This window comes from Streptomyces sp. NPDC102514, from assembly GCF_055584525.1.
This window is the reverse complement of record NZ_JBVJLW010000014.1, coordinates 104,457-115,632: the sequence shown is the minus strand read 5'-3', so window position 1 is coordinate 115,632 and position 11,176 is coordinate 104,457. Positions and strand designations below refer to the sequence as shown.

Genomic DNA, 11,176 nt, shown 5'->3' with positions numbered 1-11,176 from the left:
GCGACTCACCGCCCCCGCTCCACAACGCCCCGCTCCACAACGCCCCGCTCCACAACGCCCCGCTCCACAACGCCCCGCTCCACAACGCCCCGCTCCACAACGCCCCGCACCACAACGCCCCGCACCACACCCAGCTCCACCAAGTCCTGTGGACGGATGCGGAGTTGGTCGGCCGTGGCCCGTACCTCCTCGGCCGGGCGCTTGAGGATGGCGGCCGCGAGTTCGGGGGCGATGACGGAGAAGTAACTGTCGGGCGTGGCCCACGTGTTGCCGGGGGCGGCGAGGGCCAGGGCCCCGCCCGAGCCGCCCTCCCCGATCAGCAGCGTGGTCACCGGGGTCTCCGCCGCCGCCACCGCGGCGAACAGCTCCGCGATCGCCGCCCCCGCGCCCTGCCGTTCCGCCTCCGCGCCGTTGGCGGCGCCCGGGGTGTCCACCAGGGTCAGCACGGGGATACGGAGCCGGTCCGCGAGCCGGATCAGCCGGGCGGCGGTGCGATAGCCGGCGGGGAGCGTGGCGGTGCCGGTCTGGGCCGCGTACGCGACCGTACGGCCGTCCTCCGCCCGGATGCCGAAACCGCAGAGCATGCCCTCGTCGGTGCCGCCGCAACGGTCACCGCTGATCGCCGCGCGCCGGGTGAAGCAGGCGTCCAAATAGGCCTCGGCGTGCGGCCGTTGCGGGGCACGGGCAGCGCGTACGGCATCCCAGCCGGTGGCCGGGAGACCGGCGTCGCCCAGCGCCGGGGGCGGCGGCACGGGGTCCGTCGTCGGGAGGTCCGGCGACGGGTCGGTCAGCAGCCGCAGCCAGAGCGCCAGCGCCTTCGGCAGCTCCCGCTCGGGCACCACCGCGTCGACCGCTCCCGCCGTGAGTTGCGCCTCGGCCGTGTAGGCGGCCGGGTCCGCGTCGGGGGGCCGGACCCGCGAGCCCGCGAAGCCCACCTGTGTGCCGGGCAGCGCGAGGATCACATCGGCGCCCGCGCCCAGGGTGGCCCAGCCGCCGCCCGTCGTGGGGTCGCGCAGTACGGCGATCTGAGGGAGGCCGGCCGCCCGCGTGAGCACCGACTGCCGTGCCACCCGGTGGAGTTGGACCAGTGCGCGCATGCCCTCCTGCATCCGGCTGCCGCCCGTCGCGACGAGGGAGACGACCGGGAGGCGGTGTGCGCGGGCGTAGGTGTGCGCGGCCTCCAGCCGGTCGCCCGTGCGCTCGCCCAGCGAGCCACCGAGGAACCCGAACTCGAAGGAGATCAGCACCGCCGGGGTCGTACGGCCGTCCTCGCCCTCGACGGTGGCGGTGCCGCAGACGACGGACTCCTCCTCGCCGGTGCGGTCCGCGGCCCGCGCGCGCGAGGCGTCGTACCCCTGCCAGGACAGGGGGCCGTCCGGCCCGTACGAGCCCCGTGGGGTGGGGGGTGCGAGGTCGGTGAAGCCGGTGCCGACCAGGGCGATCGCCTCGCGGGCCGTGAACCGGCGGGAGCCGTGGACCGCGGCGGCCTCAGTCATGGGCCAGCGCGCGCTTCATGATCTTGCCCATGTCGTTGCGGGGCAGGGCGGCGAGGTAGTGGACGACGCGGGGACGCTTGTGCGGCGCGAGACGGTCGGCCACATGGTCCGCCAACTCGGATGCGGACGGGGGGCTTTGGGCGTCGGCGGGCACGATCCACGCCACGATCCGCTCGCCGAGGTCGGCGTCGGGTTCGCCCGTGACCGCGGCCTCCCGTACGCCCGGGTGCTCGATGAGGGCGTTCTCGATCTCGCCCGCCCCGATCTTGTAACCGCCGCTCTTGATGAGGTCGGTGGCCTTGCGGCCGACGATGCGTACGTACCCGTCGGGGTCGCGCACCGCCATGTCACCGGTGCGGAACCAGCCGTCCTCGGTGAAGGCCGCCGCCGTCGCGTCGGGCCGGTTCAGATACTCGGTGAAGAGGTTCGGGCCCCTGACCTGGATCTCGCCCACGCTCTCCCCGTCGTACGCCTCCAGGACCGTCCTGCCGTCCTCCTCCGTCAGCCGCAGTTCGACGCCCGGCAGCGGTACGCCGACCGTGCCCGCGCGGGGCTCGCCGTCGGCGCGGACGCTGGTGTTCATGAGCGTCTCGGTCATCCCGTACCGCTCGATGACCCGCCGGCCCGTCGCCTCCGCGATCCGCTCGTGGTCGTGCACCGGCAGGGCCGCCGAGCCGGACACGAGCAGGCGTGCCCGCCCCAGCGCCTTCGCGAGCGCCGGGTCGTCGGGCAGGGACTCCGCGATCCGGTGGTACATCGTCGGCACCCCGAACAGCATGGTGGCGCCGTCGGTCAACTCCCGTGTCACGCCCGCCGTTTCGAAGCGGCCGAGGTGCCGTACGGATCCGCCGCGGCGCAGTGGGCCGAGGATGCCCAGGATCAGGCCGTGCACATGGAAGAGGGGCAGGCCGTGCACGAGGACGTCGTCGCCGGTCCACTGCCAGGCGTCCGCGAGGGCGTCCAGGGTGGTGGCGACGGCCCGGCGCGGGATGACGGCACCCTTCGGGGGGCCGGTCGTGCCGGAGGTGTAGACGACGAGGGCGGGCAGCTCGTCGGCGAGGTGGTCCGTGTCCGGGGCGAGGGCCGACGAGGCCGGGCCGGTCGCCCGTGCGTCGATGTCGACGTCGACGCGCGCCAAGGAGGCCAGGGCGTCGGGGAGTCGGTCGTCCGGGGCGGCGAGTACGAGGGCCGGCGCGCTGTCCGCCACGATGTGCCCCAGCTCGCTGCCGCCCGACTTCGGGTTGAGCGGCACGGCGGGGACACCGGCCAGCAGCGCGGCGACCACGGCGACCGCCGTCTCCAGGGTGGGCGTGGCCCATACGGCGATCCGGCCCGCCTCCCCGACGCGGGCGGCCAGCGGGGCGGCGGTCGCCGCGAGTTCGCCGTAGGTCAGGGAGCGGTCGCCGAAACGCAGGGCCGACCGGTGCGCGGCGGTGCCGTCCGGGTCCGCCAGTGCCTCGGTCAGGGCCGGGAAGAGAGGGGACACGCGTGCGTACTCCTTGCTCGTCGGGCGTCGGTGCTCGGTCGTTCTCGTTGTCGTCCGTTGTCGTTCGTTCTCGTTCGTATCAGGGTGCCGGACGCGGTGGGCGGGCCGGTGTCACCCCCAGTCGGGTACCACCAGCGCGAGCCACACCACGGCGGGGACCACGGCCACCACGATCCCTCCGTACATCATCAGCTGCCGGAAGAAACGCTCCCGGTCGACACCGGGTGCCGCGGCGAGGACCAGGGCGCCGTTCGTCGAGAACGGGCTCACGTCCACCACGGTCGCCGACACCGCGAGCGCCGCGACCATGCCGATCGCGCCGATCTCGCCCTGCGCCAGGAACGGCACCGCCAGCGGGATCAGCGCTCCCATGATGCCGACGGAGGAGGCGAACGCGGAGACCAGCGCGCCGATGTAGCAGAGCAGTACGGCCGAGAGCAGCGGGACACCGATGTCGCTGACGCCCTCGCCCGCCCAGTCGATCGTGCCCATCTCGTCGAGGACTCCGACGTACGTCAGCACACCGCAGATCAGCAGGACCGTCGGCCAGGCGATCTGGCTGACGGCGTTGCGGCTGTCCTCGGCCCAGACGGTGCTGAGCAGGACGGCGAGGGTGATCGAGGTGAGTCCGGCGTCCAGGTCGAAGACGAGCACGGCGACGACGAGGGCGACGAGCGCGGCGAGGGTGGCGATCCGGGCGGGGTTGAGCCGGGAGGTGTCGTCGTCGGTGTCCAGCGCCACCACGTCCCCACTCCCACTCCCACCTCCACTTCCGTCTCCGTCTCCGGCCCCGCTCCCGGTCGCTTCTCCGGTCGGCCCTCCGGCCACCGCCGCGGCCTTCTGCCGGTCGCGGTCACGGTCGATCGTCTCGGCGCGGCTCAGCTTCAGGCCGCCGAACAGCACGAACACGATCGCGGCGATCACCAGGTTGACGATGAGGGAGGCGAGGAAGAGGGCGATCTCGCTGCCGGGCAGGCCCTCGCGCTCGACGATCCCGTTGACGATCGATCCGTAGATGCTGATGGGCGAGAAACCGCCGCCCTGCGCGCCGTGCACGACCATCGCACCCATCAGCAGCGGGCTGATGGAGTAACGCGCGGCGAAACTCAGGGCGATCGGCGCCACGATGGCGACGGCCGCCGGACTGACCGCGCCGATCGCGGTCAGCGCGCCGGTCAGCACGAACATCACCCACGGGATCAGCACGACCCGCCCGCGCACGAGCCGGATCGAGGCGTGCACCAGCCAGTCGGTCGTGCCGTTGGCGCGGGCGATCGCGAAAAGGTACGTCACGCCGACGAGCACCACGAAGAGGTCACCGGGGAAACCGGCGAAGATCTTGTCGGCGTCGAGGTCGGCGACGAGTCCGCCCACTCCGAAGGCGGCGGCGAAGGCGAGGGCGCCCATGTTGATGGAGCGGGTGGTGGCGATGACGAACACCACGACGAGTACGAGGATCGATATCAGTTCGGCGGACATACGGGCTCCCGTCTTTGGGTCCCTTGTCGAGTGGGGGGCCGAGGGGGGGGTGGGGGAGGTGGGGGATGTGCGTGGGGTGGTCAACTGGCTGAGTGGCCAAGTGGCTGAACCACATTGGGCGGCCGTGGTGGAGAGCGTCAAGAGAGATGACGTAAATTGGCTCAGCCACTCATCCACCAGATCGAGAGGTAAGGGGGAAGACCGGACATGACCGACGCACTGCGGCCCATGGGGTCCAAGCCGCGCCTGTACGAGCAGGTCCTCGACCGGCTGCGCAGCTACGCCGCCGAGGGCGGCCTCGGTGCCGGTGACCGGCTGCCGCCCGAACGCGACCTCGCGGCCAGACTCGGTGTCAGCCGCGCCTCCGTGAAGCAGGCCATAGTGGTCCTGGAGGTCCAGGGCCTGGTCGAGGTCCGCCACGGCGGCGGCACCTACCTCGTCCGGGACACCCTCGACGCCGAGCCGGTGGAACAACTCGTCGACCGGCGGCGCCGGTTGCCCGACGTGCTCGACGCCCGCGAGGCCCTGGAGACCAAGCTCGCGGAGCTGGCCGCCGAGCGCCGCACCGACGAGGACGTGACCGCCATGGACTCCGCCCTCGCGCACATGCGGGCCGAGATCACGGCGGGCGGCCACGGGGTGGAGGGCGACCGGCTCTTCCACGCGGCGGTCACGGCCGCCGGGCACAGCACGATCCTCGCGGAGTTCATGCGCTCGATCTCCGACCAGATCACCGAGAGCCGCCATGAGTCGCTGCGGCAGCCGGGCCGGCCGACCCGGTCCCTGACCCAGCACCGCGCGATCTTCGACGCGATCGTCGCCCAGCAGCCGGGGCGGGCCGCCGCGGCGATGCGACGGCACGTCCAGACGGTGGCGAGGGTACGGCTGCTGGACTGGGACCCGGAGGAGAGCGAGCGGCAGACGCCGTGACGGGCGTGGTTAGGATCGGGTGTTATGACCGTGTCCTCCGCACCTCCCTCGTCCCAGCCGTCCCCGTCGCCTCAGGCGTCCCCGCCCGCGGGCGGCCGGGAGCCCACCATCCTCGCCACGTCCGGCGGCCACCGTGGCTGGGGTGCCCGGACCATGGTGGAGTTCGACGCGCTGGTGCACCACGCGGTCGACCTGTCGGGCGCGCACGGCCGCCGGCCCCGGGTGATGTACGTCGGTACGGCGATCGGTGACGCCGAACACTTCGCGGCGCGGATGGCCGAGGCCGCGCGGGTCGCGGGATTCGACCTCGTTCCCCTCAACCTCTTCCCGCGGCCCAACTTCGACGACGTCGAGGGCGCTGTCCTGGAACAGGACGTCATCTGGGTGATGGGCGGCTCGGTGGCCAACCTTCTCGCGATCTGGCGGGTGCACGGCATCGACGACGTCATGCGCAGGGCCTGGCGGTCCGGGGTCGTCCTCAGTGGAGTCAGCGCGGGGTCGATCTGCTGGTTCCAGGGCGGCGCGACGGACTCGTTCGGTCCTGAACTGCGGCCCGTGACCAACTCGTTGGGCTTCCTGCCGTACGGCAACGGCGTCCACTACGACTCCGAGCCGGGGCGGCGCCCCCTGATCCACGACCTCGTCGCGGACGGCACGCTGCCCACCACGCACTGCACGGATGACGGGGTAGGGCTGGTGTACCGGGGGACGGAGCTGGTGGAGGCGGTGGCGGAGGTCTCCGGGAAGGGGGCGTACGTCGTGACGCGGGAAGGGGACGGAGCGGTGGAGGAGCGGGTTGAGCCGCGGCTGCTGCCGGGGGTCGGGTAGGGGGCGCGGTAGGGGGTGGGGGTGCGGGACGTACGGCGGGTGCGGGCCGGTGGGGGCTTGTCGCGCAGTTCCCCGCGCCCCTGAAGACACAAGACTGCGCCGTTCCCCGCGCCCCCGAAGACGAAAGACTGCGCCGTTTCCCGCGCCCCTCACCTACGCGCCCCTCACCTACGTGGTTGTCACGTCTGCTACTACGCAGCTCACGTTGTCCGGGGCGCCGGAGGTGTTTGCCTCGGATATCAGGGACTGGGTGGCTTCCGCCGGGGTGGGGGATGTCCTGAGGGTCTCCCTGATGGTGTTCTCCGCTACTGCCGTCGGCAGGCCGTCCGAGCACAGGAGGTAGCGGTCGCCGGGACGGGCGTCGTGGAGGCGGATGTCGGGGCGTGGTGCCCCGGCCCCCGTCAGGGCCTTCGCGAGCAGCGTGCGCTGAGGGTGGGCGGTGGCCTCCTCCGGAGTCAGGCGGCCCTCGTCGAGCAGCGACTGGACCACCGTGTGGTCGTGGGTGATCCGGAAGAGCTCGCCGTCGCGCAGGAGATAGGCGCGGGAGTCGCCGATGTGGACCAGGGCGAGTTGGGAGCCCGTCCACACCATCGCGGTGAGGGTCGTGCCGGTCTGCGGGTCCGTCGGGCCCGCCACCTCCCGGACCGCCTCCGTGGCGCCCTGGACCGCGTCCTCCAGGAGGTTGAGGACGCTCCCGGCGTTGAGCGGTTCGCGGTCGAGGAACTTCAGGGCCTCCACGGCGGCGCCGCTCGCGGGCGCGCCCCCGGATCCGAAGCCGTCGGCGACGGCCAGGACGCGGGTGCCCGCGTACGCCGTGTCCTGGTTGGCGGCGCGGACCCGGCCGGTGTCGGACAGGGCGGCGTACCGCAGTTCCAGCCTGCTGGGAGTGGTGGGCATGGTGGTCTCCTTGCTCGGGTGCGGGGGCGTCAGATGGGCCACGAGGAAGGACGCCAGGTCGCGGCGCGTCGCCGTCTCCGCCTCGACCCGGGACCAGAACGCCCGGATCTCCCGCGCGGCGGCAGCCGGTTCGAGGACGCCGACCTTGCGGATCTCCGCCAGCGGCATGCCGAGCCGGCGGAGCCAGGCCACCAGGCGCGCCTGCTCCAACTGCTCCGGCGCGTAGTAGCGGTAGCCCGTCTCCGGGTCCACCCGTGCGGGGCGCAGCAAGTCCAGCTCGTCGTACAGCCGCAGTGCCTTCGGTGACAGTCGGCAGACCTTCGAGAAGGCCCCGATGGTCATCGAGGCGCTGCTCATGCCGTCGCCCATGCCGTTGCTCATGTCGGTGCCCGTGCCGTTGTTCATGGTGTTCCTCCCTTCCGTCACCGATGGTGTGGTCTCCCCGAAGGGGAAGGTCAAGCGCGGTTGTTAACCTGCGACCGGTATGACCGGAGTGAGCCGACACACCGTCCAAGGAGCCCGCCGTGGCACGCACCATTCCCCGTATCGCCCTGGTCACCTGCCAGGAGGTGCTGGAAGCCGGGTACGACCGTGACCTGCCCGTCCTCGCGGACGCGGTGCGGCAGGCGGGGGCGGACCCCGCCGTCGTGTGCTGGGACGACGCCGGCGTCGAGTGGGGCCGCTTCGACCTCGTGCTCATCCGTTCCACCTGGGACTACAGCTGGCGGGCCGCCGAGTTCCTGGCGTGGGCCGACCGCTGCGGGGCCGCGACGACCCTGGCCAACCCGCCGGAGGTCGTGCGGTGGAACGCCGACAAGCGGTACCTGGGCGACCTGGCCGCCGCCGGTGTGCCCGTGGTCGACACCCGCTACCTCGCCCCGGGCGACCCGGCCGACCTGCCCGGCGACCGCGAGTACGTCGTGAAGCCGACCTCGGGGGCCGGAGCCCGGTACGCGGCCCGCTACACGCCCGAGGACCACGAGACCGCCGTACGGCACCTGGAGCGCATGCACGCCGAAGGGCTGACGGCGATCGTGCAGCCGTACGTGCGGAGCATCGACACGGCGGGGGAGAGGGCCCTGCAGTTCTTCGGCGGGCGGTTTCTCCATGCCATCCGCAAGGGGGCCGTCCTCGAACCCGGTACCGCCTTCGACGACAAGAAGGTCCCGCACCCGAATCTGCGGACCTGGGAGCCGAGCGCGGCCGAACTCGCCGTCGCCGAGCGGGCGTTGGCCGCCGTGCCCGGTGCGCCCGAACTGCTCTACGCCCGGGTGGACCTGGTGGACGGCGACGACGGGGCGCCCCGCGTCATGGAGCTGGAACTCGTCGAGCCCAATCTCTTCCTCTTCCTGCACGAGGACTCCGTGCCGGTCGTCGCCCAGGCCCTCGTCAAGGCCGCCGCTCGGTGACCGCCACGCGCTGAAGCAGCCCGTACGTGAACTCGGCCACGCAGTCCCGCCGAACACTGTCCGAGCTGCCCGAGCCCTCCGAGTCACCCGTGCCGTCCGGTGCCGTGAAGGCGAGCCCCCAGCGCGTCGGCGCCGACCCCTCCAGCGGGCGGGCCGGCGCGAAGGCGCGGGCGGCCTCGTCGACCGTGCACGACCACGGAGTCAGGTCGGCCAGTGACCGCAGCTCGGGCGAGGGGGCGCCCGGCGCGCGGACCAGCCACTCGTTCCAGGCCACCCCGCCCGGAGCCACCAGCACCTCGAAGCGCAGGTCCGGCCAGAGGGGGACCGGCCACAGCAGCGCCTCGCAGGACAGGTCGCCGATCCGCCGGGGCGTCACCGACTCGGGGTCGCCCAGGATCGAGCGGTAGCGGGCGACCGCGCCCCGGCTGCGCGGCGCGTGCCGCATCGCCTGCCAGCGCCGGTTGGCCTCACGCATCTCGGCGACCGAGGCGCCCAGCGTGTGGCGGGCGTCCTCCACGAGGTCCGCGTTGTGGTCGGCCATGCGGCGCAGCAGCACGAGCTGGAAGTCGAGCGGGGTGAACGGTCCGGCGCTAGCCGGCTTGGCGGAAGGCATGCGACCCATCGTCGCGCACGTGCCCCGCATGCCGTACGTGCCCCTCGTGCCGCCCGCCCGGGTGGCGGCCGTCGGGGAGGAAGAGCACCGAGTTCACGTACCGGACGTATCCCGGGCCCCGGAACGGCAGCACCCGGCGCAGCAGGCCCTGGGAGACCACGTGCGCGGCGCGCGCCTGGTGGGCCTCCAGGTCGAAGGAGGACAGCGGCAGCCAGGTGTCGCCGGGCAGCACCCAGCCCTCGTAACCCCGCTCGGAGAGGTGGGAGACGACCGTGTCGACGGGCTGGATGCGGGCCTCCAGCTCGATGAACAGGGCCGGGCGGTCACGGGTGAGGAGGGTGCCCGCCCCGCGCAGCACCGCCAGTTCGCTGCCGTCCACGTCGATCTTGATGAAGCCGACGTCGTGGAGGTTCAGGCTGTCCAGGGTGAGGCAGGGGACGTCCAGGGCGCGGGCGTGGATGTCCCGCCGGACCAGGGACGAGACACCTCGGTCGCCCTGGTCGCCGGGCGGCAGCCACAGGCGGGCCGTGCCGGAGCGGTCGCTCGCGGCGGCGCGGACGACCTGGACGTTGCCGGGGGTCGCGGCGGTGATCAGCCGGGCCAGGTGCGGGACCGGTTCGACCGTCACCACGCGGCGGGCCCGGCCCGAGAGCCGGCGGGTCCAGGGGCCGTACCAGCCGCCCACGTCGACGGCGGTTCCGCAGCCGGACGGGCAGAGGTCGCCGAGCCGGGCCAGCTCGGGTTCGAAGCGCGGATAGACCGAGCGGGCGGCAGCGGCGACCAGCCGCACCGGCACGAAGGGGGCGAGACGGGCTGCCAGGGTCATGGCGTCATCGACCCCGGCTTCCGGGGCCCGCCGCGGGAGCCGAGGTCGCCGCCCCCGGTGATCCGCAGCAGCAGATCCTCGTGCTCGTCGTCCGTCACCTGCTCGCCGGAGGACGGCAGGAGCTGCGGGATGCCGTCCACGATCGGATAGCGGCGGCGCAGCCGCGGATTGTAGAGAGCGGCCTCAGTGCCCTCGGTGGTCTCCGGGCCCCCCGTCTCTCTCCCGAGGAGATGCAGCGGCCCCTTGTCCAGCGGGCACGCCAGTATCTTCAGCAGCGGGTCGTCCGGGTTCATGGCTGGTCAACTCCCTTGTGGGGGATAAGGACTGAGATGTCGGCGGTGGGTCGTGCTTGGGCATCGCGAGGAGTACGGAGACCGCCAGCGCCGTACCGCCGATCCGCAGCGCCAGCCGCAGCGGGTCCTCGGGCAGCGCCTCGCCGAACGCGACCGTGCCGAGGACGGCCGTGAACAGACAGGTCACCGTCGTGCAGACCGGCACGATCAGCGAGGCCCGGCAGCGCTGCAGCGCCGCCTGCGACATGACCAGGCCGAACGCCCCGGTGAACAGCAGGAGATACGGGTACGGGGAGCGCAGCAGCCCGAGCACCGCGCCGCCGAGCCCACTGCCGGTGAGGTGGCTCGACACGCCCTTGATGGCCAGCGAACTGACCCCGTACAGCAGGCCCACCGCGACGCCGTACTCGACGCCTGTCGTCGGCATGCGGTGCCGGTGGCGGGCGCGGCGCTCGGCGGACCCGTACAGCCAGACGCCGAGCGCGAGCGTGGGGACGCAGACCAGCAGGATCAGCGGAGCGGGGGCGCTGACGCTGACCGTGTCGGAGCCCTCCTTCAGGGACAGCACCACCATCAGGAGCGCGAGCAGGATCGCCCCGAGCGCGTACCGTTCGCGGCCCGACGTCTCCTCGCCGAGCAGCACCGAGGAGAGCAGGACGAGGATGACGAGCCCGGAGACGAAGATGCCCTGCGCGGCGGCGATCGGCAGGGTGCGGTAGACGACGAGCTGCGCGCCGAAGCCCGACGCGAGGGCGAGTGAGCCGCCGATCCACAGCCGGCTGCCGAGGACCAGCCGCAGCAGCCGGGCGGGGCGGCGGACGCTCACCTCGGGCAGTGCCGCGAGCGCCCGTTTCTCCAGTACGAATCCCGCGCTGTAGAGCACGTTCGCCAGCAGGGCCGCGGCCACTCCCCACCACAT

General features: G+C 72.9%; 11 protein-coding genes. 3 read left to right on the top strand and 8 right to left on the bottom strand.

From position 1 onward, the window contains the following. Nucleotides 1–5: 5 nt before the first annotated feature. From ACZ60E_RS31265 to ACZ60E_RS31255, 3 genes are all read right to left on the bottom strand, one after another. Entirely contained in the window at nucleotides 6–1,496 is a 1,491-nt protein-coding gene (locus ACZ60E_RS31265) for a carboxyl transferase domain-containing protein (RefSeq protein ID WP_469444775.1), read from the bottom strand. After that, on the bottom strand, nucleotides 1,489–2,982 hold the full coding sequence (locus tag ACZ60E_RS31260; RefSeq protein ID WP_469444773.1) for an acyl-CoA synthetase: 1,494 nt from the start codon (nucleotides 2,980–2,982) through the stop codon (nucleotides 1,489–1,491). The genes ACZ60E_RS31265 and ACZ60E_RS31260 overlap by 8 nt, the downstream gene beginning before the upstream one ends. 111 nt (nucleotides 2,983–3,093) lie before the next feature. Continuing rightward, nucleotides 3,094–4,461: an SLC13 family permease gene (locus ACZ60E_RS31255; RefSeq protein ID WP_469444772.1), complete on the bottom strand. Its 1,368-nt coding sequence runs from the start codon at nucleotides 4,459–4,461 to the stop codon at nucleotides 3,094–3,096. 207 nt (nucleotides 4,462–4,668) lie between these two features. Between ACZ60E_RS31255 and ACZ60E_RS31250 the strand changes: the two genes are divergently transcribed. Then, nucleotides 4,669–5,391, top strand: a complete 723-nt coding sequence (locus ACZ60E_RS31250) for a FadR/GntR family transcriptional regulator (protein ID WP_453795492.1) — start codon at nucleotides 4,669–4,671, stop codon at nucleotides 5,389–5,391. A 153-nt stretch (nucleotides 5,392–5,544) separates the two neighbouring features. Next, nucleotides 5,545–6,219 (top strand): Type 1 glutamine amidotransferase-like domain-containing protein, encoded by a 675-nt coding sequence (locus tag ACZ60E_RS31245; protein ID WP_469444972.1) that lies wholly within the window; start codon nucleotides 5,545–5,547, stop codon nucleotides 6,217–6,219. A gap of 168 nt (nucleotides 6,220–6,387) precedes the next feature. Here ACZ60E_RS31245 and ACZ60E_RS31240 read toward each other — a convergent pair whose 3' ends face one another. Then, the gene (locus tag ACZ60E_RS31240) at nucleotides 6,388–7,473 is read right to left on the bottom strand and encodes a MerR family transcriptional regulator (RefSeq protein WP_469444969.1); all 1,086 of its coding nucleotides are present in this window, start codon (nucleotides 7,471–7,473) and stop codon (nucleotides 6,388–6,390) included. A 179-nt stretch (nucleotides 7,474–7,652) separates the two neighbouring features. Between ACZ60E_RS31240 and ACZ60E_RS31235 the strand changes: the two genes are divergently transcribed. Further along, on the top strand, nucleotides 7,653–8,525 hold the full coding sequence (locus ACZ60E_RS31235) for an ATP-grasp domain-containing protein (RefSeq protein WP_469444968.1): 873 nt from the start codon (nucleotides 7,653–7,655) through the stop codon (nucleotides 8,523–8,525). On the opposite strand, the gene ACZ60E_RS31230 is transcribed toward ACZ60E_RS31235, so the two are convergent. The 4 genes from ACZ60E_RS31230 to ACZ60E_RS31215 are packed head-to-tail and all read right to left on the bottom strand — an operon-like array spanning nucleotide 8,506 to nucleotide 11,176. Further along, nucleotides 8,506–9,147, bottom strand: coding sequence for a hypothetical protein (locus ACZ60E_RS31230; RefSeq protein WP_469444770.1), 642 nt, complete (start codon nucleotides 9,145–9,147; stop codon nucleotides 8,506–8,508). The genes ACZ60E_RS31235 and ACZ60E_RS31230 overlap by 20 nt on opposite strands. Further along, on the bottom strand, nucleotides 9,116–9,964 hold the full coding sequence (locus tag ACZ60E_RS31225; RefSeq protein WP_453795490.1) for an FkbM family methyltransferase: 849 nt from the start codon (nucleotides 9,962–9,964) through the stop codon (nucleotides 9,116–9,118). Before ACZ60E_RS31225 ends, ACZ60E_RS31230 begins: the two co-directional genes overlap by 32 nt. Continuing rightward, a complete protein-coding gene (locus tag ACZ60E_RS31220; RefSeq protein ID WP_384808635.1) occupies nucleotides 9,961–10,257 on the bottom strand; it encodes a Trm112 family protein in 297 nt (98 codons plus the stop codon). Before ACZ60E_RS31220 ends, ACZ60E_RS31225 begins: the two co-directional genes overlap by 4 nt. Further along, nucleotides 10,148–11,176: a hypothetical protein gene (locus tag ACZ60E_RS31215; RefSeq protein ID WP_469444767.1), complete on the bottom strand. Its 1,029-nt coding sequence runs from the start codon at nucleotides 11,174–11,176 to the stop codon at nucleotides 10,148–10,150. The genes ACZ60E_RS31220 and ACZ60E_RS31215 overlap by 110 nt, the downstream gene beginning before the upstream one ends.